The 21,618-nt window shown below is 68.1% G+C and carries 23 protein-coding genes and 1 riboswitch; of the genes, 12 read left to right on the forward strand and 11 right to left on the reverse strand.

Annotation, left to right across the window (positions count from 1 at the left end):
- Positions 1-153 precede the first annotated feature (153 nt).
- Complete coding sequence (locus tag E1832_RS17685; RefSeq protein WP_245514033.1) at positions 154-1,455, forward strand: hypothetical protein; 1,302 nt, start codon at positions 154-156, stop codon at positions 1,453-1,455.
- A 67-nt stretch (positions 1,456-1,522) separates the two neighbouring features.
- Entirely contained in the window at positions 1,523-3,034 is a 1,512-nt protein-coding gene (gene gatB, locus E1832_RS17690; RefSeq protein WP_133361099.1) for an Asp-tRNA(Asn)/Glu-tRNA(Gln) amidotransferase subunit GatB, read from the forward strand.
- 189 nt (positions 3,035-3,223) lie between these two features.
- On the opposite strand, the gene E1832_RS17695 is transcribed toward gatB, so the two are convergent.
- From E1832_RS17695 to metZ, 4 genes are all read right to left on the reverse strand, one after another.
- On the reverse strand, positions 3,224-4,672 hold the full coding sequence (locus E1832_RS17695; RefSeq protein ID WP_133361100.1) for a TrkH family potassium uptake protein: 1,449 nt from the start codon (positions 4,670-4,672) through the stop codon (positions 3,224-3,226).
- Between the two features lie 71 nt (positions 4,673-4,743).
- Positions 4,744-5,181: a hypothetical protein gene (locus tag E1832_RS17700; protein WP_133361101.1), complete on the reverse strand. Its 438-nt coding sequence runs from the start codon at positions 5,179-5,181 to the stop codon at positions 4,744-4,746.
- 152 nt (positions 5,182-5,333) lie between these two features.
- Positions 5,334-6,437 (reverse strand): GTP cyclohydrolase FolE2, encoded by a 1,104-nt coding sequence (folE2, locus tag E1832_RS17705; protein ID WP_133361102.1) that lies wholly within the window; start codon positions 6,435-6,437, stop codon positions 5,334-5,336.
- Between the two features lie 130 nt (positions 6,438-6,567).
- Complete coding sequence (gene metZ, locus E1832_RS17710) at positions 6,568-7,752, reverse strand: O-succinylhomoserine sulfhydrylase (RefSeq protein ID WP_133361103.1); 1,185 nt, start codon at positions 7,750-7,752, stop codon at positions 6,568-6,570.
- 62 nt (positions 7,753-7,814) lie between these two features.
- A riboswitch (SAM riboswitch) is annotated at positions 7,815-7,891 on the reverse strand.
- Between the two features lie 138 nt (positions 7,892-8,029).
- Here metZ and E1832_RS17715 point away from each other — a divergent pair.
- Both E1832_RS17715 and E1832_RS17720 read left to right on the forward strand, forming a co-directional pair.
- Complete coding sequence (locus E1832_RS17715; RefSeq protein WP_133361104.1) at positions 8,030-8,965, forward strand: alpha/beta hydrolase; 936 nt, start codon at positions 8,030-8,032, stop codon at positions 8,963-8,965.
- A 26-nt stretch (positions 8,966-8,991) separates the two neighbouring features.
- The gene (locus E1832_RS17720; RefSeq protein WP_133361105.1) at positions 8,992-9,693 is read left to right on the forward strand and encodes a glutathione S-transferase N-terminal domain-containing protein; all 702 of its coding nucleotides are present in this window, start codon (positions 8,992-8,994) and stop codon (positions 9,691-9,693) included.
- Between the two features lie 70 nt (positions 9,694-9,763).
- Here E1832_RS17720 and E1832_RS17725 read toward each other — a convergent pair whose 3' ends face one another.
- Entirely contained in the window at positions 9,764-10,297 is a 534-nt protein-coding gene (locus E1832_RS17725; RefSeq protein ID WP_133361106.1) for a peptidoglycan-binding domain-containing protein, read from the reverse strand.
- Positions 10,298-10,369: 72 nt separating this feature from the next.
- Entirely contained in the window at positions 10,370-10,750 is a 381-nt protein-coding gene (locus E1832_RS17730) for an OB-fold nucleic acid binding domain-containing protein (RefSeq protein WP_206021077.1), read from the reverse strand.
- A 128-nt stretch (positions 10,751-10,878) separates the two neighbouring features.
- Here E1832_RS17730 and E1832_RS17735 point away from each other — a divergent pair, with 128 nt between their 5' ends.
- Both E1832_RS17735 and E1832_RS17740 read left to right on the forward strand, forming a co-directional pair.
- Positions 10,879-11,202 carry a 2Fe-2S iron-sulfur cluster-binding protein gene (locus tag E1832_RS17735; RefSeq protein ID WP_133361108.1) on the forward strand — a complete coding sequence of 108 codons (324 nt, stop codon included), beginning with the start codon at positions 10,879-10,881 and terminating at the stop codon, positions 11,200-11,202.
- Positions 11,202-11,990, forward strand: a complete 789-nt coding sequence (locus tag E1832_RS17740) for an FG-GAP repeat domain-containing protein (RefSeq protein WP_245514034.1) — start codon at positions 11,202-11,204, stop codon at positions 11,988-11,990. The genes E1832_RS17735 and E1832_RS17740 overlap by 1 nt, the downstream gene beginning before the upstream one ends.
- Here the strand turns inward: E1832_RS17740 and E1832_RS17745 are convergent.
- Both E1832_RS17745 and purD read right to left on the reverse strand, forming a co-directional pair.
- Positions 11,987-12,592: a LuxR family transcriptional regulator gene (locus tag E1832_RS17745; protein WP_133361109.1), complete on the reverse strand. Its 606-nt coding sequence runs from the start codon at positions 12,590-12,592 to the stop codon at positions 11,987-11,989. The genes E1832_RS17740 and E1832_RS17745 overlap by 4 nt on opposite strands.
- 66 nt (positions 12,593-12,658) lie before the next feature.
- Positions 12,659-13,930, reverse strand: a complete 1,272-nt coding sequence (purD, locus tag E1832_RS17750) for a phosphoribosylamine--glycine ligase (protein ID WP_133361110.1) — start codon at positions 13,928-13,930, stop codon at positions 12,659-12,661.
- A gap of 106 nt (positions 13,931-14,036) precedes the next feature.
- Between purD and xseA the strand changes: the two genes are divergently transcribed.
- Complete coding sequence (gene xseA / locus E1832_RS17755; RefSeq protein ID WP_133361111.1) at positions 14,037-15,554, forward strand: exodeoxyribonuclease VII large subunit; 1,518 nt, start codon at positions 14,037-14,039, stop codon at positions 15,552-15,554.
- Positions 15,555-15,634: 80 nt separating this feature from the next.
- Here the strand turns inward: xseA and E1832_RS17760 are convergent, their stop codons facing one another.
- The 3 genes from E1832_RS17760 to E1832_RS17765 are packed head-to-tail and all read right to left on the reverse strand — an operon-like array spanning position 15,635 to position 16,906.
- Positions 15,635-16,042 carry a hypothetical protein gene (locus E1832_RS17760; RefSeq protein ID WP_245514035.1) on the reverse strand — a complete coding sequence of 136 codons (408 nt, stop codon included), beginning with the start codon at positions 16,040-16,042 and terminating at the stop codon, positions 15,635-15,637.
- 43 nt (positions 16,043-16,085) lie between these two features.
- On the reverse strand, positions 16,086-16,298 hold the full coding sequence (locus E1832_RS23210) for a hypothetical protein (RefSeq protein WP_342635569.1): 213 nt from the start codon (positions 16,296-16,298) through the stop codon (positions 16,086-16,088).
- The gene (locus E1832_RS17765; RefSeq protein WP_342635570.1) at positions 16,298-16,906 is read right to left on the reverse strand and encodes a fatty acid desaturase; all 609 of its coding nucleotides are present in this window, start codon (positions 16,904-16,906) and stop codon (positions 16,298-16,300) included. The genes E1832_RS23210 and E1832_RS17765 overlap by 1 nt, the downstream gene beginning before the upstream one ends.
- Before the next feature lie 110 nt (positions 16,907-17,016).
- On the opposite strand from E1832_RS17765, the gene E1832_RS17770 reads away from it, so the two are divergent.
- The 5 genes from E1832_RS17770 (at position 17,017) to E1832_RS17790 (ending at position 21,510) form a co-directional block, all read left to right on the forward strand.
- Positions 17,017-17,682: a lysoplasmalogenase gene (locus tag E1832_RS17770; protein WP_133361112.1), complete on the forward strand. Its 666-nt coding sequence runs from the start codon at positions 17,017-17,019 to the stop codon at positions 17,680-17,682.
- Positions 17,683-17,786: 104 nt separating this feature from the next.
- Positions 17,787-19,100 (forward strand): signal recognition particle-docking protein FtsY, encoded by a 1,314-nt coding sequence (gene ftsY / locus E1832_RS17775; RefSeq protein ID WP_133361113.1) that lies wholly within the window; start codon positions 17,787-17,789, stop codon positions 19,098-19,100.
- A gap of 118 nt (positions 19,101-19,218) precedes the next feature.
- Entirely contained in the window at positions 19,219-20,121 is a 903-nt protein-coding gene (locus tag E1832_RS17780; RefSeq protein ID WP_133361114.1) for an EamA family transporter, read from the forward strand.
- A 34-nt stretch (positions 20,122-20,155) separates the two neighbouring features.
- On the forward strand, positions 20,156-20,767 hold the full coding sequence (locus E1832_RS17785) for an inner membrane-spanning protein YciB (protein ID WP_133361115.1): 612 nt from the start codon (positions 20,156-20,158) through the stop codon (positions 20,765-20,767).
- 68 nt (positions 20,768-20,835) lie between these two features.
- Complete coding sequence (locus E1832_RS17790; protein WP_133361116.1) at positions 20,836-21,510, forward strand: Crp/Fnr family transcriptional regulator; 675 nt, start codon at positions 20,836-20,838, stop codon at positions 21,508-21,510.
- Positions 21,511-21,618 lie beyond the last annotated feature (108 nt).

The raw sequence follows: 21,618 nt of genomic DNA on the forward strand, positions 1-21,618 counted from the left end.
CCGGCGCAACAGGCGATGACCACCAATCGGTAAACAATGCCACGCAAATTCCCCAATCGGTGGCGGCAAACACCGCCAAGGCGCCATGATTGCGCCCCATTGCGCGGCAAAAGTTCCTGACAATCTTGCCACAACCGCCCCCTGGGATACCCCATGCTGACAACCACCCGCCGCGCGCTGCGCGCCCTCACGCCCCCGCTCGGCCAGGCCCTGGCCCGGATCGCGGCCGCGCGCCCCGGCCCATTTGCGCCGCAGCCGACGAAGGTGCCGCAAGCGGCCCCCGAGGTCGACATCGAGGCCTACCTCGACATTCCGATCCGCGATCTGACGGCCGAGCATGACACCGGACGCGCGGCGCAGGACCGCGGATTGTTCCTGGCGCGGCAGGACCGCTGGACCGAACTGGCCCGGGAAATCGCCGCCGCCGATGCGGCGCGCAGCGCCTCGCCCGGCGGCGTTCCACTGGCCGAGGCGCTGGCCTATGGCGCCCGCTGCGACGTGGTGCATGCGGTCGAACATGCGCTGGCCGAGGGGGCGGGCGGAACCGATGCCGCGCTGCTCTCCGGCATCATGGCGCTGGAGGCGGTGCGGCAGGAGCATCGCCACGATCCTTATGTCAATCTGGTGGTGGCCCAGGCCCATACCGATATCGGATGGGCCTGGCGCGGCACCGGCGCGGCCACCACCCTGCCGGCGCTGAACCGCCAGCGCTGCGCGGCGCATTTCGACCGTGCCGCACGCCTGCTGGCACCGTTCGACGCCACCGCGCTGGACAGCCCGGCCATCGCCGCCGCGCAATGCGCGCTGCTGGCCCGCGAGCCCGGCGCCGCCCCCGATCTGGCCGACCGCTATGGTGATCTGATCGACCTCGACCCCAAGAATTTCCGCGCGATGCGCGCGCTCGGCGCGCATCTGCTGCCGCGCGTCGGCGGCAGCCATGCGGCGTTGGAACTGGAGGCGCGGCGCACCGCCGCCCGCACCCAGGCGATCTGGGGCGCCGGCGCCTATGCCTGGGTCTCGTTCGATGCCATCGCCCAGGATCCGGCGGCCTGCGACCGGGTGGATGTCGATTTCTTCATCGACGGGCTGCGCGACATCGTCGCCGCCCGGCCCGATCAGGAGATGATCAACCTGCTCGCCGCCTATTGCGCGATCACCCTGCGCCGTAACGGCGCCGACGCCGGCGCCGACAGCCCGCGCGCGCGCATCACCGCCTGCGCCGGCTGGCTGATCCGCGACCACCTGACCGAGTTGCACCCGCTGATCTGGGCCCATGCGGCGCAGGGATTCGACAACAATGCCCGCGTCACCTCGACCCAGGGATTCGCCGCCCGCGGCCGCGCCGACGGGCTGCGCGCCATCGCCGAGCAGTTCCGCGACGATCTCGACCGCGGGCTGCGCATCACCTTCACCCCCGACGGGCCGGTGACCGGGGGCGTGACCGGCGGCGTCTGATCCCCTTGCCGTGACCGGCGCTCTGGCCTAGAACGCAGGCCGGACATTCGCGGAGACGAGGCACCCCATGCTGGACCTGACATTCGAGCCCCCCAAGCCCAAGGTGATCGCCGGGGCCAAGCACGACTGGGAACTGGTGATCGGCATGGAGGTGCATGCGCAGGTCAGCTCCCGCGCCAAGCTGTTCTCGGGCGCCTCGACGACATTCGGGGCCGAGCCGAATTCCAACGTGTCCTTCGTCGACGCGGCGATGCCGGGCATGTTGCCGGTGATCAACGAATTCTGCGTCGAGCAGGCGGTGCGCACCGGGCTGGGCCTGAAGGCCGCGATCAACCTGGTCAGCGCCTTTGACCGCAAGAACTATTTCTATCCCGACCTGCCGCAGGGCTATCAGATCAGCCAGCTCTATCACCCCATCGTCGGCGAGGGCGAGGTGCTGGTCGAGCTGGGCGAGGGCATCGCGCGCATGGTGCGGATCGAACGCATCCACCTGGAGCAGGACGCCGGAAAGTCGATCCACGACATGGATCCGAACATGTCCTTTGTCGATCTCAACCGCACCGGCGTTGCGTTGATGGAGATCGTCAGCCGCCCCGACATCCGCGGCCCCGAGGAGGCGGCCGCCTATATCGCCAAGCTGCGCCAGATCCTGCGCTATCTGGGCACCTGCGACGGCAACATGCAAAACGGCAACCTGCGCGCCGACGTCAACGTCAGCGTCTGCCGGCCCGGGGAGTATGAGAAATACTGGGAAACCCAGGATTTCAGCCATCTGGGCACCCGCTGCGAGATCAAGAACATGAACTCCATGCGGTTCATCCAGCAGGCGATCGAGGTCGAGGCGCGGCGTCAGATCGCCCTGCTGGAGGCCGGCGGCGAGGTGGTGCAGGAAACCCGCCTCTACGATCCCGACAAGGGCGAGACGCGCTCGATGCGGTCCAAGGAAGAGGCGCATGATTACCGCTACTTCCCCGATCCCGACCTGCTGCCGCTGGAAATCGAACAGACCTGGGTGGATGAGATCGCCGCCGCGCTGCCCGAACTGCCGGATGCGCGCAAGGCCCGCTACATGTCCGATTTCGGCCTGACCGACTATGACGCCAGCGTGCTGACCGCCGAGGTGGAGACAGCGGCCTATTTCGAGGCTGTGGCGCAGGGCCGCGACGGCAAGCTGGCCGCCAACTGGGTCATCAACGAGCTGTTCGGCCGGCTGAAGAAGGAAGATCACGACATCACCTCCAGCCCGGTCGACCCGGCGCAGCTGGGCGGAATCATCGATCTGATTTCCAGGGGCGACATCTCGGGCAAGATCGCCAAGGATCTGTTTGAGATCGTCTATACCGAGGGCGGCGATCCGGCCGAAATCGTCGAGGCGCGCGGCATGAAGCAGGTGACCGACACCGGCGCCATCGAGGCCGCGGTGGATCAGGTGATCGCCGACAACCCGGCGCAGGTGGAAAAGGCCAAGGCCAACCCGAAACTGGCCGGCTGGTTCGTCGGCCAGGTGATGAAGGCCACCGGCGGCAAGGCCAACCCCAAGGCGGTCAACGATATCGTCCAGGCCAAGCTGGGGCTCTGACAAGTCAGGACAGTGACATGAAAGCCCCGGCCCTTGCGCCGGGGCTTTTTCGTTAAACCGTCCTCCGGGCAAGGCCCCGCTGCGCGGCTGGCTCTGTCGGCAGAGGACCGATACGCCCTTGTCTTGACAGGCGGCGCTTCACCTTAAGCCTCCGTCAGCCCCGCCCCTGCTTGGGTGCCAGGCAGCGGGTCAGGCCCGCCAGAACTTCACCGTCAGGATGGCATAGACCACCATCAGTTCCAGCCGCCCCACCAGCATCCCCACCGACAGCATCCACTTGGCGGTATCGTTCAGCCCGCCGAAATTCCCTGACGGACCGATCCGGTCGCCCAGACCGGGACCGATATTGGCCAGCGCCGTCGCCGCCCCCGAGATCGAGGTGATCATGTCCAGCCCGGTCAGCGCCAGCCCCCAGGACAGCACGCCCAGCGAGACCACGAAGAACATGAAGAAGGAGATCACCGAGCTCAGCACATCGGGGCCCACGGTGCGGCCCTGGAACCGCGGGCTGAAGACCCCGTGCGGATTGCGGATGCGCCGGATCTGCACCGCGATGGACGAGAACAGAAGCTGATAGCGGAACACCTTGACCGAACAGGCGGTGGAGCCGGCGCAGCCGCCGATCAGCCCGATGAAAAAGAACAGCATGATCAGAAAGCTGCCCCAGGTCATGTAATCGACGCTGGCATAGCCGGTGCCGGAGATGATCGAGGTGATGTTGAAAAGCGCCTCGCGCATCGCCTGTTCCCAGTGATGCGGAAAGATCGCGGTCAGCACCAGCGTGGTCACGATCACCAGCACCGCGATGATCGTCAGGAACACGCCCACCTGGCTATCGCGCAGCAGCGGCCGGGCCTGACCGTTGATCAGCTGCACATAGCGCACGAAGGGCAGCGCGGCGAGGATCATGAAGAACGAGGCGGCATATTCCGCCGGCCCCGAAAAGGTGCCGAAGGAGGCGTCGTAGTTCGAGAATCCGCCGGTGGAACAGGTGGTGAAGGCATGCACCAGCGCATCGAAGAACGACATGCCCAGCGCCATATAGGTGAACAGGCACGCCACCGTCAGCGCGATGTAAATGGTCGAGATCTGGCCGGCGATCGCGGTGGCGCGGGGCAGGATCTTGCCCATGGTCTCGAACGCCTCCGAGCGGAAGATCTGCATCCCCCCGACCCGCAGTTCGGGCAGGAACACCATGGCCACGACGATGATGCCGATGCCGCCCAGCCATTGCAGGATACCGCGCCACAACAGGATGCCGCGCGGCAGATCGTCCAGCCCGGTCAGCACGGTCGAGCCGGTGGTGGTCATGCCCGACATCGCCTCGAAGAACGCATCGACAAAGCGCAGCTCGGTCGCGCCCAGCATGAAGGGAATCGCCCCGAAGACCGGCAGCGCCACCCAGACGCCGGTGGTCAGCAAAAAGGTCTGCTGGATGGTCAGCCCCTCGCGCACGCCATTGGCGCAGCTCAGCGCGATCAGACCGCCGGTCATGACCGAGATCAGGCCGCTTTCCAGGAACACGGGCCATTCGCCGCGCCCCTCGATCAGGTCGGCGATCAACGGCAGGATCATGGTCGCGCCCAGAATGGCGACGAGCAGACCGATCACATATCCCACAGGGCGCAGATCAAACATGAGCGGCAGGGTTGGCGTGCCGCGCGCCGGCTGTCAAGCGCGACGCGCGGACGCGGACGCTGCCCCTTCGGTCACCCGTCGTTGTCCGGCATCTGCGGCGGTTTGGACGGCGCGCGGGGGCGTTTGCGTGGCACCGGATCGGGGCCGGCAGATTTTGCCGTGGGTTTTGTTGTCGGTTTTTCTTTGGGTTGCGCGGCCGCCGGTGCCGCCGCGCGGGCGCGACGCGCGGCCGGTCGTGGTGCCGCGGACTTCGGGGTCGGAGTTGCCGGTTGCGCAGCGGCCGCAGCCGGTTCTGCCGCAGCCGCCGGTTTTGCCTTCGGGGCCGGTGACGGGGCCGCCGCCGCGTCGGGCCTGCGCCAGGCCGCGGTTGCCAGGCGCGACTGATGCGCCGGGATCTGCGCGGCAAACCGGGCCAGTGTCTGCATCGCCGAGACCTGCTGGCCAACGGCATAGCTGGCGATGCGTATTGCGGCGAACTGGGCCTGAAGAGGAGAGAAGGTCGGGATCATCGTGCTGTCGCTCCGCTCTTGACCGTCGGGCCGCACGCCGCGGGGCGCGCGGGACAGAGGCAGTATAGCGCGATCTTTTCGCAATTGCAGCAATTTTTGCCGCAACGCGGAAAAGGGGGCCGGCCGGCCCCCCGTTCGGCAGAGCCTCCAGCTCAGCCCGCGTGGATCAGCGAGGCGAACAGCCGCGGATCGAGGCTTTCGGCGGCAAAGGTCTCACCCTCCACCAGCAGGCTGACGGCATCGTGGCTGTGCAGGCTTTCCTGATGGCTGGCGACGACGCGGAAATCGCCGATCCGCTGATCGGCCTGCAACTCGGCGCAGAACAGACGCACCGCGTCCTCGACAAAGATCGGGTTGGCGGCGTTCAGCTCGGCAAAGGCCTGTTCGTCCTCGCGCTTGACCATCACCTGTGTCTCGGTCGGCACGGCGCGGCGGCAGGCATCTATCAGATCCTCGAACCACAGGCAGGGCGCATCGGGGTCCAGCGCCACCGAGATCCGGGCCACCGAACGTTGCGAATGCGGCGTGGCAAGCTGGCCACGTTGCGACCGCGCGTGTTCGCTGAGCTCCAGCGAACAAGGGCAGGTCGAGGAATAGACATAGTCCAGATGCATGATCTTCTTGCGCGTGCCAGCGGTCTCCACCAGTTCCAGCGCGATATCGTAATACTGATAGCCGGCCAGCCCCGAGCGCAGGCTGTCCACCTTCATCGGAAAGGAAAAGCGCATCTGGATGCGGGCGTCGAAACTGTCCAGATCGCTCTTGTAATCGTCCAGCGCCGCCTCGATCACCTCGAAGCTGAAGGTCCGCTCGGCATGGGCATAGAACGAGCGCATGATGCGGGACATGTTGATGCCCTTCTTGTCGGCCTCCAGGCTGACGGTGCCGGTAACGCTGGTCTCCAGCGTCAGATCGCCGTTGTCGCGGGTGTGAAACCGCAGCGGCAGGCGGAAATTCGAGATCCCCACATGCTGGATGTGCTGTTTGGCGCCGCGGATCAGGCTGGCCGGGCCGTTCTGCAGATCGGGCAGCGTGGCGCGATAGGCCTCGTCGGCGACGAACCCCTGCGGATAATGGCGCGACAGGTCGGGATAGGAATTCGACGCGCCCCCGCCAAGCAGCCGCGCGATCGCGGGATCAAGCTGCGCGATCTCCTCCGGGCTGGCCGAAACGGCCCAGGACCGCAGCACATCGAGCGCGGCCGCAGCCGCCTTTTGGTCCGGAGCGCGGTCCAGCGAGGGAAGCTGTATGTTCATCGGCGGTCCCCTTTGATCTGCCCGCCAAACCTAGGCGTGGGGGGCAATGATTTCCATTCCTAATCCCCATTACGCAAAAAAGTTACCTCCGGATCACATGTTTATCGGACCCGGGCGCGACCTTTTGCGATCAGCCTGCGGCGTCGAGCGCGCCGGTGATGTCGGCCAGCAGATCCTCGGCGTTCTCGATCCCCATCGAAATCCGCACCAGCCCCGGCGTGATGCCCAGCCGCGCGCGCTGCTCTTCGCTCAGGCGCTGGTGGGTGGTGGTGGCCGGGTGGGTGACGATGGTCTTGGCATCGCCCAGGTTGTTCGAGATCTGCGCGATCTTCAGCGCGTTGAGGAACCGGAACGCCGCCGGCTGCCCGCCCTTGAGATCCAGCGACAGCACGGTGCCCCCGGAGCCCATCTGCGCACGGGCGAGGTCGTATTGCGGATGCGCGGCCAGACCGGGATAGCGCACGAGGGACAGCGCCGGGTGATGCTGCACCGCCTCGGCCACCTGTTGGGCGTTGGCGGCCTGGGCGCGCACCCGCAGATCCATCGTTTCCAGCCCCTTGAGCATCACCCAGGCGGTGAACGGGCTCATCGCGCCACCGGTATGCTTCATATAGGGTTCCACGACCTTGCGGATCAGCTCCTTGGTGCCAAGGATCACGCCGCCCAGCGTGCGCCCCTGCCCGTCGATATGCTTGGTCGCCGAATAAATGATCAGATCCGCCCCCTGCGCCGCCGCATCGGAAAAAACCGGCGAGGCAAAGACGTTGTCGACGACCACCAGCGCGCCCGCCGCGTGGGCCAGGTCGGACACCGCGGCGATGTCGATCACCTCGAGCGTGGGGTTGGAGACCGACTCGAAGAACACCGCGCGGGTGCCGGGGCGGATCGCGTCGCGCCACTGGTCCAGGTCGGTGCCGTCGACGAAGGTGACCTCGACGCCATAGCGCGTCAGCACCTCTTCGAGGATATAGAGGCAGGAGCCGAACAGCGCCCGCGCGGCGACCACGTGATCGCCGGCCCTGAGGATGGCGCTCAGCGCGCCGGAGACGGCGGCCATGCCCGAGGCGGTGGCAAAGCCGTCCTCGGCCCCCTCGATGGCGGCGATACGGTCCTCGAACATGCGCACGGTGGGGTTGCCGTAGCGGGCATAGATATATTCATCCTCGCCCGCCGAGACGAACCGCGCCTCGGCCGCCTCGGCGCTGTCATAGACAAAGCCCTGGGTCAGAAAGATCGCCTCGCTCATCTCGCCATACTGGCTGCGGCGGGTGCCCGCGTGGACCGCGGTGGTGCGTGGTTTCCAGGTGTCGCTCATGTTCCCATCCTCCGGCCCTGTCCAAAGGGCACAAAAAAACCCCGATCGCGGCCAAGCGAAAGGGGTCTTTCATCCTGACCTTTTAGCGGTGTGTTTAACGTGGCCCGCAATCCGGTAACAAATCGCCACGATCTCTCGAAGTGGACCCGGCATACGCCGCGCGCGGCCAGTCGTCAAGATGCCGCCCCTTCGTCATCAGGATGTAACGGTTCCGTCACGGCGGCGTCACAGGCCTGCGCCATAGCGGCCACAACATCTTGTGTATGGGGCTGGAGCCATGCCTGTCATCCGGATCAACGCAATCGGCGAAACCGCAGGGCTGCACACCAGCCCCGCCCCGGTCGGGGCCGCGCTGGCGCGGATCGGGCCGACCGACGGGCCGGCGGTGGTGATGATCCACGGGTTCAAGTACCAGCCGGGCCACCGGCAGCACTGTCCACACCGCCATATCCTGGCGCTGCATCCCGAGGCGCTGCCCTGGTCGGCGCCGAGCTGGCCGCGGCAGCTGGGGTTCGGCACCGGGCTGCCCGCCGAGGGGCTGGCGGTCGCCTTTGGCTGGGCGGCGCGCGGCACGCTCTGGGCGGCGCAGCGCCGGGCAGGGCTGGCCGGGCGCGCGCTGGCCGGGGTGATCGCGGCGCTGCACGACCAGGCGCCCGGGCGCCCGGTGCATCTGATCGCCCATTCGCTGGGCACCGAATTGGCCCTTGAGGCGCTGCATCACCTGCCCGCCGGGTCGGTCGGGCGGATCATATCGCTCGCCGGGGCCTGCTATCACAGCCGCGCGCAGGCCGCGCTGGCCACCCCGGCGGGCGGCGCGGCGGAGTTCCTCAACATCACCAGCCGCGAGAACGACCCGTTCGATTTCCTGTTCGAGCGGCTGGTCCCCCCGCCCTTCCCCAGCGACCACGCCATCGGCCACGGGCTGCAGGCGCCCAACGCGGTGACGCTGCAACTCGATTGCGCCGGTACGCTGGATCACCTGTCCCGGCTGGGCGCGGCGATCGGCGCGCCGGAGCGGAGGGTCTGCCACTGGTCGGGGTTCACGCGGCCCGGCGCGCTGCAATTCTACAAACATCTGCTGCGCCGCCCGGACCGGCTGCCGCTCAGCGCGCTGCGCCATGCGGTGCCGCCGCGCCAGGCACCGCGCTGGTCACGGCTTCTTGCGCTGCCGCCTGGCCCGCGCCTCTTGCCCTTTGCGCAGAAAGCCTCATGATCGCGCCGCGAACAGGGGAGGCAGACATGAGCGCACCGATCGATCTCTACTATTGGCCCACGCCGAACGGCTGGAAGATCTCCATCGCGCTGGAGGAGATGGGCCTGCCCTATGCGCTGCATCTGGTCGACATCACCGCCGGAGACCAGTTCGACCCGGCGTTCCTGAAGATCGCGCCCAACAACCGGATGCCCGCCATCACCGATCCCGAGGGACCGGACGGCGCGCCGGTCTCGATCTTTGAATCCGGCGCGATCCTGCAATACCTCGCCCGCAAGACCGGGCAATTCTGCGGCACGACCGAACGGCAACGGATCGCGGTCGATCAGTGGCTGATGTGGCAGATGGGCGGCGTCGGCCCGATGGCGGGTCAGGCGCATCATTTCCTGCAATACGCCCCGGCGATGGAGCCGCCGCAGGACCTGCCCTATGCCAAGGACCGCTACCGCGCCGAGGTCGGGCGGCTTTACGGCGTGCTCGACCGGCAGCTGGCCGAAAACGAGTTCGTCGCGGGCGATTTCTATTCCATCGCCGATATGGCGATCTGGCCGTGGGCGCATCTGTGGAAGCGGCAGGAGCAGCGGATCGACGACAAGCCGCATTTCGCCCGCTGGCTCGAGGCCGTGGGCAGCCGCCCCGCGGTGCAGGCGGGCCGGGCGCTGGCCGCCGAGAAACGCGGCAATATCTCCGAGGACAAAAAGGCCCAGGCGCTGCTCTTCAAGCGGTGAGCGGCGCGCCCGGCCCGGGGCCGCGGGCGCCTCCGGCGGGCGGATCTGGGCAGCGCAGAAGCGCGGGGCGTCAGCCCTCGTTCCGCTCGACCGCCACCAGCCCCAACTTGCGCGCGGCGGCCAGCGACAGGATACCCGAATCGAGCCCCTGCGGTTTCTGATAACGGCGCACGGCGGCCCGGGTGCGGGCATCCATCTGGCCGGTGACCGCCCCCTTGAAATGCCCGCGCACGGCGAGCGCGCGTTGCAGGCTGGCCAGGAATTCGGGCGTGAGATCCTGCGCGCAGGGGGTCTCGAACCAGGTCTCGCGCCGTTCGCGGACGATTTTCTGCACGGTTTCGGTCTTGTAGACGGCGGGCCGCGTCACCGTGCCGTCGGCATGGACTTCGGCCGGTTGCAGCAGGATCTGTTCGGTCACCGTCTCGATCACCGCCGGGCTGACATGCTTGCCCCAGCAGGTGCCGGGCGGGGCGCCGGGGGGCGCCTCCTGTATCTGGCGGGTGACCTCCGGCTCGCCCAGCGCGGCCAGATCGGCCGCAGGCCCGCCGCAGGCGACAAGCCCGGCCAGCGCCAGCGCGCTCAGGACGATACGGGGGTGGATCATGCTCGGGCCTCGGCAGGCGGTTCTTGTGCTCTTGCGCGCATGTTAGCCCAGATTGCCGCGCGCGCAAAGATTTCAGCCCGCCCCGCCCAGCAAAAGGTCGAGCATCGGCGAGATGTCCTCGACCCGCTCGGCGATCACATGGGTCACCCCGTGCCCCCGCTGCACCCGGCCGGTGACCCGCAGCAGCCGCCCGGCGATCACCGCGCGGCGGAAGGTTTCATAGATCTTGCGCCAGACGATCACGTTAACCACGCCGGTCTCGTCCTCAAGCGTGAGAAAGATCACCCCCTTGGCGGTGCCCGGCCGCTGGCGCAGGATCACCAGCCCGGCCACCGCCACGCGCGCGCCCCCGGGCGGGTCGTCCAGCCGCGCCGCCGGCAGGCAGGCGGGCGGGCGTGGCCAGCTCCGGCCGGGGGGGACGGTTGGGACGGGAATGGAGGAAGGGTTGTGCATCGCCATGGAACAGAAGTAGAACACCAAGGGCGAATTGTCGAGCCGGGCCGGCAGCGGCCAAATCGGGCTGGAATCGCACCGACGGCTTGTCTAAGGAGTTCTGGACCACCGAAGAGGACCCAGCGCAGATGCCAAAGATCACCTATATCGAGCATAACGGAACCGAACATGTCGTCGAGGTGCCCGTCGGGCTGACCGTGATGGAAGGTGCCCGTGACAACAACATCCCCGGCATCGAGGCCGATTGCGGCGGTGCCTGCGCCTGTTCGACCTGCCATGTCTACATCGATCCCGCTTGGGTCGAGAAGCTGCCGGCCAAGGAAGACATGGAAGAGGACATGCTTGATTTCGCCTATCAGCCCGATCCGGCCCGCTCGCGCCTGACCTGCCAGATCAAGGTGACCGAGGATATGGAAGGGCTGGTCGTGCAGATGCCCGAAAAGCAGATCTGATGCGACATGGCGCGGCGCTGATCCTGGCGCCGTGCCTGATGCTGTGCCTGTCTCTGATCCTGGCGCTGCCGGCCATCGCCCGCGCGGCCCCTGCCGCCTCTGCCTGCGTCGGCGCGATCCTCGACGCGCGCTATATCGACCCGACCGACCGCTATCCGCACGGCGCGCTCGGCGACCCCTGGGAATGGGCGGCGCTGTCAGTCACCTTCCGCCTGACGCCGCCCTGCCTGACCGGTGAGGTCGGCGCGGTGGTGACGCTGCCGGCGGACCTGGTGTTCGAGGATGTCGCGCCGAAACTGGCCGATCTCGACGGCGACGGCACCCCCGAGATCCTGACCGTTGAATCGCAGCGCGACCGCGGCGCGCGGCTGGCCGTCTACAAATACAGCGGGGGCAAACTGCGGCGGGTGGCGACCACCCCCCATATCGGCCAGCGCAACCGCTGGCTGGCCCAGCTCGGCGCCGCCGATCTGGATGGCGACGGGGCAATCGAGATCGCCTATATCGACCGCCCGCACCTGGCCCGGACCCTGCGCATCTGGCGGTACCGGAACGGCGCGCTGACCCCTGTGGCCGATGCCCCGAACCTGACCAACCACCGGTTCGGCGAGCCCGGACTCTCCGGCGGCATCCGCACATGCGCCGGCGCCGAACCCGAGATCATCACCGCCGATGCCAACTGGTTCCGCATTATCGCCAGCACCCTGCGGGGCGGCGCCATCGCCCGGCGCGACATCGGCCCCTATACCGGCCCCGAGAGCCTGACCGACGCGCTGGCCTGCCGCTAGCCGTTGACCACGTGGGCGCCGCCGATGTCGCCGAGCGACTGGAACAGTCCGGCGGTGTTGGAGACCCCGAATTTCCTGAGCAGCCGCGCCCGGTGCACCTCGACCGTGCGATAGCTGAGCTCCAGCGTGCGGGCGATCTCCTTGCTGGTCTTGCCCTCGCCCAGCAGCGAGAAGACCTCGCGCTCGCGCCGGGTCAGCGGCTGATAGGGGCGGGTGTCGGAGAGATCGGCAAAACTCCACACCGCGCGGGCCAGCGGCGCGTCGGGGGTAAAGGTATGGCCGCGCACCCTGCACCAGAACAGCGCGCCGCCCTTGCGCATCATCACCCGCTCGTCCCAGTACTGGCCGCTTTCCTGCAGGTCGCGCACACCGCGGTTGCGGATATTCACGAATTCCTCCTGGCTGGGATAGAGGATGGCAAAGGTGCTGTCGCGCAGCGCATGGACGGAATAGCCGAACATCGCCGCAAAGGCGGCGTTGCAGTCGCGGATCACCCGGTTCTCGGTCACCACCAGCCCCACCGGCGCATGGACAAAGGCCAGTTCGGCCAGATCGCGGCTGGCGAACAGGCGGTCCAGCACCTCCTCGGTCACAGCGGTCATGCGTCTCTCCCCATCGACGTCAGGTTACACCGGCACGCGCGCCCCTGCAAAGACCCGCGCCGCGGCTCAGCCGTCGCCCAGCGCGCGCCAGCCGATATCGCGGCGATAGAACCCCTCGGGCCAGTCGATCGCCTCGGCCATGGCATAGGCGCGCGCGCGCGCCTCGGCCAGGGTCGCACCGCGCGCGGTGGCGTTCAGAACGCGGCCGCCATTGGCAAGGATCTTGCCCTCACGGGCCACCGTGCCGGCGTGAAAGCACATCTCGAAACTGGTCTCGGGCAGCTTGTCGAGGCCGCGGATCTCGGTCCCCTTTTCATAGGTGCCGGGATAGCCGCTGGCGGCCAGCACCACGGTCATGGCGTGATCGTCGCCCCAGCTCACCCGCGTCCCGGCCAGACGCCCCTCGGCGGCGGCGTGCATCAGGTCCATCGCCTGCGCCCCCAGCCGCATCATCAGCACCTGGCATTCGGGATCGCCAAAGCGGACGTTGTATTCCACCAGCCGCGGCTGGCCGTCCTTGATCATCAACCCGACGTAGAGCACACCCTGATAGGGCGCACCGCGCCGGGCCATCTCTGCCATGGTGGGTTTCACGATCTCGTCCAGCGCCTTTTGCGTCACCGCGTCGGTCATCACCGGTGCCGGCGAATAGGCGCCCATGCCGCCGGTATTGGGGCCGGTGTCGCCCTCGCCCACCCGCTTGTGGTCCTGCGCGGTGCCGATCGGCAGCACGGTCTCGCCGTCGCATAGGACGAAGAAGCTGGCCTCTTCGCCCTCCATGAACTCCTCGACCACCACCTCGGCCCCGGCTTCGCCGAATTCGCCGCCGAACATGTCGTCGATGGCTTCGAGCGCCTCCGCCTCGGTCATCGCCACGATCACCCCCTTGCCGGCGGCCAGCCCGTCGGCCTTGACCACGATGGGCGCGCCCTGAGCGCGGACATAGTCCTTGGCCGCCCCGGCATCGGTGAAATGGCCATAGCCTGCGGTGGGCGCATGGGCCGCATCGCAGATTTCCTTGGTAAAGCTTTTCGACGCCTCCAGCCGCGCCGCCGCGCGGTTGGGCCCGAAGACCAGCAGCCCGGCCTCGCGCAGGCGGTCGGCGACACCGGCGGCCAGCGGCGCCTCGGGGCCGACGATGACAAAGTCGATGGCGTTCTCTTCGGCAAAGGCGACCACCGCCGCGCCGTTCTCGATCTCCAGCGCGGCGCAATCGGCGATCTGGGCGATGCCGGCATTTCCCGGCGCCACGATCAGCTTGTCGCATTTGGGGTTCTGCATCACAGCCCATGCCAGCGCATGTTCCCGCCCGCCGCCGCCGAGGATGAGGATGTTCATGGGGCTCAATTCTCCGATCTGCTTGGCCTTGCCTGCGCGGCGTTCTAAGCTGGGCGGCGCAGCAGAACAAGCAGGCAGAGTCCAAAGGAAAGGCAAGGCACGCGAGATGTCCGACCTGATCGACGATCCGACCCCGGGGCAGAACATGCCCGAATACACCGTCTCGGAGATCTCGGGCGAGATCAAACGCACGCTGGAGGGCAGTTTTGGCCGCGTCCGCGTCCGCGGCGAGGTGGGCCGGGTGTTCCGCGCGCGTTCGGGGCATCTCTATTTCGACGTCAAGGACGACCGCAGCGTGCTGGCCTGCACCACCTGGAAGGGACAGGTCGCCAGCCTCAGCGTGGTGCCCGAAGAGGGGCTGGAGGTTGTCGTCACCGGCCGCCTGACCGCCTTCGGCGGTCAGTCGAAATACAATCTCAACGTCGACGAGGTGGCGGTCGCCGGCCAGGGCGCGCTGATGGCGCTGCTGGAAAAGCGCAAGAAACAGCTGGCCGCCGAAGGACTGTTCGATCCTGCGCGCAAGAAACCGCTGCCCTACCTGCCGCGGATCATCGGCGTCGTCACCTCGCCCTCGGGCGCGGTGATCCGCGACATCCTGCACCGCCTCCACGACCGGTTTCCGCGCAAGGTGCTGATCTGGCCGGTCGCTGTGCAGGGTCAGAGCTGCGCCGCCGAGGTGGCCCGCGCGATCGAAGGCTTCAACCGGCTGCAGCCCGGCGGCGCGCTGCCCCGGCCCGACCTGATCATCGTGGCGCGCGGCGGCGGCTCGGTCGAAGATCTGTGGGGCTTTAACGAAGAGATTGTGGCCCGCGCCGCCGCCGCCTCCGACATCCCGCTGATCTCGGCCGTGGGGCATGAGACCGACACCACGCTGATCGACTTCGTCTCGGACCGGCGGGCGCCGACCCCCACGGCGGCGGCAGAGCTCGCGGTGCCGGTGCGGCTGGAGCTGATGGCCTGGGCCGACGGCATGGGCGCGCGGCTGTCGCGGGCCGCCACCACCGGCCTCGCCCAACGCCGTCAGCGGATCGGCGATCTCTCCCGCGCCCTGCCGCGCGGCGAGGCGCTGCTCGACGGGCCGCGGCAGCGGCTGGACTGGATCGCCGAGAGACTGCCACGGGCCCTGTCCGGCGGCGTGCAGCGGCGGCGCATGACCTTGTCCGAGGTGGCTGGTGGCCTGCGCCCCTCGGCGTTGCGCGGGCTGCTGGCCCGGCGGCGCGACCGGCTGAACGCCGCGCGGCTTACCCTCGCCCCGATCTCCCGCGAGATCGCACGGCGGCGAGAGCGGATCACGACGCTTTCGGGCCGGCTGGAGACGGCCCATCGGCAACGGCTCGACCGCATGCGCCGTCAACTCGACGCGACCGACCGGCTGCTGTCTTCGCTGGGGTACGAGGCCACCCTCGAGCGCGGCTATGCGGTGGTCCGCGCGGGCGAACACGTGATCACCCGCCGCGACGCCGCAGGGCGCGAGCCGCATCTCGAAATCCAGTTCGCCGATGGCCGCCTTGCGGTCACTCCGACCGGCGCAATAACCCCGCCCGTTCCGCCCGCACCCGCGCCCGCGGCGCCGCGCAAGCGGACGAAACCGTCCTCCCCGCCGGATCAGGGCTCGTTGTTCTGACCGGCGGCTATTGCCGGCCGCGAATATCCCCGGGGGAGGCGCCGCAGGCGACGGGGGCAGCGCCCCCTCAACCACGTTAGTCAGACCCCCACGTCGGGTCCGTAACAGAGCATCTCTTCGCCGATGTCCTCGGCCTCGTAAAGCTCGGTGGCGTCCGGATCGTCCTCGAATCGCGCCACCAGCCCGTTCGGCCCCTGGCTAAAGGTCCAGCACTGCGGATCGAGCCGGTCCTCGTAGAGAAAGCAGATCTGGCCCGCATCCTCGTACCAGACGCCCTTCTTGCAGTCGCCGTCCAGAAAGGACCAGATCACCCGGCGATTGTCGAGATACCGCTCCACGCCGTAGGCGGCGCCGCCACGGCCATAGAACAGGGTCTTGCCCCTGGTATAGGCGTCAAAGGCCTCGGCCGACAGTGGCGGGGCGGCGGTCTGGGCCAAGGCGGGCAGCCCGGCCAGCAGCAGGGCGGGAATCAGATGGTGCAGGCGCATTCGGCAAGTGTCGCAGATCGCCTGCCCGCTTGCCAATCGCGCATCAGGGCGCAGGCGGCGGTTTGCCGGAAGACCGCGCCGCCCAGCCCCGCGCGCGCCGGTCCATGATCCGGCGCCACAGCGGCGGGATCAGCGCGATCACCGCCATCACCGGCATCGACCGCGGCAGCACCGGCATCCGGCCGTCCAGCCGCAGCGCGGGTAAGGCGCGGGCCGGATTCTGATGGTGGTCCGAATGGCGCGGCGCGTTCAGCATCAGCGACGAGGAATACCACTGCGGCGCGTGCCGTCGACGCGGACGGCAGGGCCGAGCCCGCCGGCCCGCAGACCGGCGCGGAACGAGCCGATCCAGGCGCGCAGGAAAAACCGATAGACCCCCTCGCCCAGCCGCGCCGAATTGGGATCGCGGTCGGTCGCCACATGCACATGGTGCTCCTTGGGATGGGCCGAAGCGTGATGACCGAACAGCAGCGTAACATAGACGGCCACGCCGAGCCGCCGCAGCCCCCGGGCCGAGCGATGGATCAGCTCATGCGCGTTGGGATGCGACACCTGCCCCAGGAACAGCCCCAGCGCCAGCCCGGTCAGGATGCGCCCGGCAGGGCTCAGAACCGGACCGTCGGCAATCGCCCAGACCCCCAGCGGCAACAGCGCAAGATGCGCGATCCCCAGCGCGACCGAGAGGCGGTTGGCCGCAGCCTCCCTCGCCTCGATCTCCGGCAACGCCTCCGGTCCGAACAGGTCGGCCAGCGCCACGAAGACTGTCATGTAAAGCAGCGCCAGCGCCGGCCAGATGCCGCCCGCAAGGCAGGCCGCCGCGATCAGCGCCACGGGCGTCAGGCTGGCAATGACGAAACGGAGCATAGGGGCCTTTCCTGGACCGCCGCCCGGGCGGGCGGCAGGGCCAACTTCCGCCGCTGGCGCCCGGCTATCAAATCGGCAATGCTGACCCGGCCGCCAACCGGAGGATCCGCATGACCGCCCTTACGCTTGCCGCGCTTGCCTGCGCATTCGTCTGTGCCCTGGGCTATCTGCCGCTGGTGGCGCGCAATCCGGGCCTGCTGCGCAGCGCGGTCAAGACCGCCGCCGTACTGCTGCTGGCCGCCGCGGCGGCGATGGCGCAGGCCCCGGCGCTGCTGATCCTGGCGCTGGCACTCTGCGCGCTTGGCGACTGGCTCCTGTCGCGCCCAAGCGAGCGCGCCTTCATGGCCGGCGTCGGCGCCTTCGCGGCGGGGCATCTGGCCTATATCGCCCTCTTCCTGACGCGCGAGGGGGCCGATCCCGGGCAATTGACCTCGGGCTGGCGGCTTGCCGCGCTGGCGGGATTCGGCCTGCTGGGCGCGGCGATGGCGGCGCGGATCGCCCCGCGCGCCGGCGCGCTGCGGCTGCCGGTGCTGGTCTATATCCCGATCATCCTCGGCATGGGGGCCTGCGCGCTGACCCTGCCGCCCGCGGGGGCGCTGGCGCTGGCGCTACCCGCCGCGATGGCCTTCATCGCCTCGGATCTGATCCTCGCATGGGAGGTGTTCCTGGCCCGCCCCGGCCACAGGCTGCTCAGGCTCGCGCCCTATGCGGTCTGGCCGCTCTACTGGGGCGCGCAGGCGGGGTTTCTGGCGGCCTTCGCCCTGCCCGCCCCCTGAACCCATCGCCTGACCCACAACTGGAACCGGGGCACCTGACCGCGCGCCCTTTGCAAGTGGCCGCGATCCGCATTAGGTGGAAAGGGTATCACGCGGAGTTTGCCATGGCGTTATTCTCGAAACTCAAACAGCGGCTGTTCCGGTCGTCCTCCAAGCTCGAACAAGGGCTCGATGCCATCGTCGAGAAGGGCGGCGAGGTCGAAGAGCTGGCTGCGGACCAGCCCGAAACCAAACCGCAGCCGCAAGAGGTGCCACCGGCCCCGGCCGAGCCCGCCCCTGAACCCGAACCGGCGCCCGCGCCGGAGCCGGAACAGGTGCCCGAGCCCGCGCCGGAACCGTCCCCCGAGCCGGAGCCGGTGCCGGCCACGCCCGAGCCGCGACCGGAGCCCGAACCGGGCCCCGCGCCGCAACCGGCGCCGGAACTGCCCGGCACACCGGATCCGGGCCAGCCGATGCCGCAAGACCCCGGCCCAGGCGCGCCCCCGGTCGAGATCCCCGGCATCGACATGCCGATGGAGATCCCCGACGACAATCCCGGCCTTCTGGGCCGCCTGCTGGGCCGCAAGGCCCAGCGCACCGTCGTCCGGCGGGTGCTCGACGACGACATGCTGGAGCAGCTCGAAGAGCTGCTCATCGCCTCCGACATGGGGGTGGACACGGCGCTTCGCGTCACCGCCAACCTCGCCGAGGGGCGCTATGGCAAGAAGGTCTCTACCGAAGAGATCAAGCGCCTGCTCGCCGGTGAGATCGCCCGCATCATGGAACCCGTCGCCCGGCCGATGCCGCTCTATCCCAAACGGCCGCAGGTGGTGCTGGTGGTCGGCGTCAACGGCTCGGGCAAGACCACCACCATCGGCAAGCTCGCCAGCCAGTTCAAGGCGGCCGGAAAATCCGTGGTGATCGCCGCAGGCGACACCTTTCGCGCCGCGGCCGTCGAACAGCTTCAGGTCTGGGGCGACCGCGCCGGTGTGCCGGTGCTGACCGCGCCCGAGGGCTCGGACCCCGCCAGCCTCGCCTTCGACGCCATGACCAAGGCACAGGAGGACGGCGCCGACCTGCTGATGATCGACACCGCCGGCCGGCTGCAGAACCGCGCCGACCTGATGGAGGAACTGGCCAAGATCGTCCGCGTCATCCGCAAGAAGGATCCGACCGCGCCGCACAACACGCTGCTGGTGCTCGACGCCACCACCGGCCAGAACGCGCTGAGCCAGGTGGATATCTTCAAGAAGATCTCCGACGTCACCGGCCTGGTGATGACCAAGCTCGACGGCACCGCCAAGGGCGGCGTTCTGGTCGCGCTGGCCGATAAGTTCGGGCTACCGATCCACGCCATCGGCGTCGGCGAACAGATCGACGATCTGGCCCCCTTCGACCCCGCAGAATTCGCCGCCGCCCTGACCGGGCTGGAGGATTGACCCCCTTGCCCGCCGCCCATGCCGCCCCCCGGCGCGGCGCCGAATATCCGGGCGCATCCCCCCTGCTTGTTCTCTTCAAGAATACGGCGTTCCCGAGCGCCCGCCGGATCGGAACGCCTTGAGCGCCTGGCTGATCTCTCTGGAGGGCACCGAGGCCGGGCATCAGCTCGCCCTGGCGCTGGCCATTCTCGCGGCCTTCCTGCACGCGGTGTTCGGCGCGCTGCAAAAGGGGCGGCACGACCCCTGGCTCAGCCGCGGCGCCATCGACGGGGCCTATGGGCTGATGGCGGCGCCCTTCGCGCTGTTTGTGGTGCCCTGGCCGGGCGCGCAGATGTGGCCGATCTTTGCCGGGGCCTGGGTGATTCATACCGCCTACAAACTGTTGCAGGCGCAGGCCTATACCAAGGGAGCCTATACCGTGGTCTATCCGGTGGTGCGCGGCACCGGACCGCTGTTCGCGGTGATCGGCGCCTGGCTGATCTTTTCCGAGGTGTTCACGCCGGTGCAGTGGCTGGGCGTCGGGGTGCTGCTGTCGGGGATTTTCGGCCTCGCCTTGTACAATCTGATCTACCTCACCGCCGCGCGCGACACGCTGGTAACGGCGCTGGGCCTGGCGGTGGCGACCGGGCTCCTGGTTGCCTGCTACACCACCTATGACGCCTACGGCATCCGCGCCGCCGCCGACCCGTTCACCTTTCTCGCCTGGTTCTTCATGATCGACGGCATCGCCTTCCCGGTGCTGGCGGGGCTGCGGCTGCGCAGCATGACCCACCGCCCTGCCGCCGGGCCGCTGATGCTACGCGGGGTTTCCGGCGGGCTGGTGGCGTTCCTGAGCTTTGGCTCGATCATGCTGGCGACCCGTCTGGACAAGGTGGGCGAGGCCGCCGTGCTGCGCGAAACCTCGACCGTGTTCGCCGCGCTGATCGGCTGGCTGGTGCTGAAAGAGACCGTGGGGCCGCGACGGATCGCCCTTATGGGGTTGATCGCGCTGGGCGCGGTGATAGTTGAGATGGGCGGCTGAGGCGGCGGCCAGGCAAGGTAGCGGGCAGAGGACCATGACCCAGAAAAAAGAAGTGAACCCGATCCTGCGGCAGGTGCTGGAACTGGGCCCGCCAGTGGTCTTTTTCGTGATCTACCTGAAACTGCGCGAGCAGACGTTCGAGTTTGCCGGCACCGAATACTCCGGCTTCATCGTCGCCACGGTTCTGTTCGTGCCGCTGATGCTGGGCGCTATGGCGATCCTGTGGCGCCTGACCGGGCAGCTCAGCCGGCTGCAGATCTTCACCGCCTTCATGGTGATCTTCTTCGGCGGGCTGACCGCCTGGTTCAACGACGAGCGGTTCTTCAAGATGAAGACCACCATCGTCTATGGCGTGTTCTCCGGCCTGCTCGGTCTGGGCCTTTTGCAGGGACGGTCCTATCTGGCCTTCGTGATGGCCGACATGCTGCCGATGAAAGAGGTGGGCTGGATGATCCTGACCCGGCGGCTCTGCCTCGGGTTTGCCGTGCTGGCGGGCGCGAACGAGTTGGTCTGGCGCACCCTGTCCACCGATCTGTGGGTCAAGATCGAGACCTTCGGCTTTCCGATCGTGCTGTTCCTGTTCCTGTGGTGGCAGGTGATGGGGTTGCAGAAATACATGATCGACCCCGGCGAGAGCGATCTCTAGGCGGCCCATGTGCACCCAGATATGGTGTTTGATAACCTTGAGTCCTCGATTCCGACGGGAGCTTGCACATGGCCCTGCCCCTTCCTGACAGCAGCTTTCTCTCCGCCGCATCCGACAGCCTGAAACGGATGCTGGCCGCGCAGGCGGTGCCGGTCAGACTGTCGGCAGGCCAGGTGCTGTTCGAGCAGGAGGCCCAGGGGGATTCCCTGTTCGCCATTCTGGAGGGGCAACTGGAATTCTCGGTGATCGCCGCCAACGGGCGCAAGCTGTCGCTGGACCTGATGGGTCCGGGCGCGGTCTTTGGCGAGATCACCCTGTTCGATCCCGGCCCGCATACCGCGACGGTCACAGCGCTGACGCCCGCCCGGCTGCTGCGGGTGCGTCATGCGGATGTTCTGAACAAGATCCACCACTCTCCCGATCTGGCCGATGACCTGATCCGGCTGGCGGGCCAGCGGATGCGCTGGATGGGCCGGCTGCTGAACGAACAGGTGTTCCTTCCGCTCTCCACCCGGCTGGCACGACGTCTGCTGCACCTGGGCGAGGTGACCGGCGGCGCCGAAGGCGGGGCGGTGGGACTTTCGCAGGCGGAACTGGCCGAATTCGTCGGCGCCACCCGCGAGGCAGTGTCAAAGACCCTGTCGAACTGGCGCGAGGCCGGTGTGATCGAGACCGGGCGCGGCGGGGTGAAGATACACGATCGCATCGCATTGCAGGCGCTGGCGGACCTCGAAGCGATCTGATCGCCACGGTGGACAGATCGCCGGATTTTAAATGGCATATCTGTGATCTACCTTACAGACGCCGGGGCGGCGATGGGCGATCCTATTGTGTGGCGGGGTATACCGACC

The organism is Antarcticimicrobium luteum, from assembly GCF_004358185.1.
In the GTDB taxonomy this organism is placed as follows: Bacteria; Pseudomonadota; Alphaproteobacteria; order Rhodobacterales; family Rhodobacteraceae; genus Antarcticimicrobium; species Antarcticimicrobium luteum.

What these genes read in the sequence shown, in the direction of transcription:
- E1832_RS17685 (WP_245514033.1), top strand. Translation starts at nt 154, where the DNA reads ATGCTGACAACCACCCGCCGCGCGCTGCGCGCCCTCACGCCCCCGCTC.
- gatB (WP_133361099.1), top strand. Translation starts at nt 1,523, where the DNA reads ATGCTGGACCTGACATTCGAGCCCCCCAAGCCCAAGGTGATCGCCGGG.
- E1832_RS17695 (WP_133361100.1), bottom strand. Translation starts at nt 4,672, where the DNA reads ATGTTTGATCTGCGCCCTGTGGGATATGTGATCGGTCTGCTCGTCGCC.
- E1832_RS17700 (WP_133361101.1), bottom strand. Translation starts at nt 5,181, where the DNA reads ATGATCCCGACCTTCTCTCCTCTTCAGGCCCAGTTCGCCGCAATACGC.
- folE2 (WP_133361102.1), bottom strand. Translation starts at nt 6,437, where the DNA reads ATGAACATACAGCTTCCCTCGCTGGACCGCGCTCCGGACCAAAAGGCG.
- metZ (WP_133361103.1), bottom strand. Translation starts at nt 7,752, where the DNA reads ATGAGCGACACCTGGAAACCACGCACCACCGCGGTCCACGCGGGCACC.
- E1832_RS17715 (WP_133361104.1), top strand. Translation starts at nt 8,030, where the DNA reads ATGCCTGTCATCCGGATCAACGCAATCGGCGAAACCGCAGGGCTGCAC.
- E1832_RS17720 (WP_133361105.1), top strand. Translation starts at nt 8,992, where the DNA reads ATGAGCGCACCGATCGATCTCTACTATTGGCCCACGCCGAACGGCTGG.
- E1832_RS17725 (WP_133361106.1), bottom strand. Translation starts at nt 10,297, where the DNA reads ATGATCCACCCCCGTATCGTCCTGAGCGCGCTGGCGCTGGCCGGGCTT.
- E1832_RS17730 (WP_206021077.1), bottom strand. Translation starts at nt 10,750, where the DNA reads ATGCACAACCCTTCCTCCATTCCCGTCCCAACCGTCCCCCCCGGCCGG.
- E1832_RS17735 (WP_133361108.1), top strand. Translation starts at nt 10,879, where the DNA reads ATGCCAAAGATCACCTATATCGAGCATAACGGAACCGAACATGTCGTC.
- E1832_RS17740 (WP_245514034.1), top strand. Translation starts at nt 11,202, where the DNA reads ATGCGACATGGCGCGGCGCTGATCCTGGCGCCGTGCCTGATGCTGTGC.
- E1832_RS17745 (WP_133361109.1), bottom strand. Translation starts at nt 12,592, where the DNA reads ATGACCGCTGTGACCGAGGAGGTGCTGGACCGCCTGTTCGCCAGCCGC.
- purD (WP_133361110.1), bottom strand. Translation starts at nt 13,930, where the DNA reads ATGAACATCCTCATCCTCGGCGGCGGCGGGCGGGAACATGCGCTGGCA.
- xseA (WP_133361111.1), top strand. Translation starts at nt 14,037, where the DNA reads ATGTCCGACCTGATCGACGATCCGACCCCGGGGCAGAACATGCCCGAA.
- E1832_RS17760 (WP_245514035.1), bottom strand. Translation starts at nt 16,042, where the DNA reads ATGCGCCTGCACCATCTGATTCCCGCCCTGCTGCTGGCCGGGCTGCCC.
- E1832_RS23210 (WP_342635569.1), bottom strand. Translation starts at nt 16,298, where the DNA reads ATGCTGAACGCGCCGCGCCATTCGGACCACCATCAGAATCCGGCCCGC.
- E1832_RS17765 (WP_342635570.1), bottom strand. Translation starts at nt 16,906, where the DNA reads ATGCTCCGTTTCGTCATTGCCAGCCTGACGCCCGTGGCGCTGATCGCG.
- E1832_RS17770 (WP_133361112.1), top strand. Translation starts at nt 17,017, where the DNA reads ATGACCGCCCTTACGCTTGCCGCGCTTGCCTGCGCATTCGTCTGTGCC.
- ftsY (WP_133361113.1), top strand. Translation starts at nt 17,787, where the DNA reads ATGGCGTTATTCTCGAAACTCAAACAGCGGCTGTTCCGGTCGTCCTCC.
- E1832_RS17785 (WP_133361115.1), top strand. Translation starts at nt 20,156, where the DNA reads ATGACCCAGAAAAAAGAAGTGAACCCGATCCTGCGGCAGGTGCTGGAA.
- E1832_RS17790 (WP_133361116.1), top strand. Translation starts at nt 20,836, where the DNA reads ATGGCCCTGCCCCTTCCTGACAGCAGCTTTCTCTCCGCCGCATCCGAC.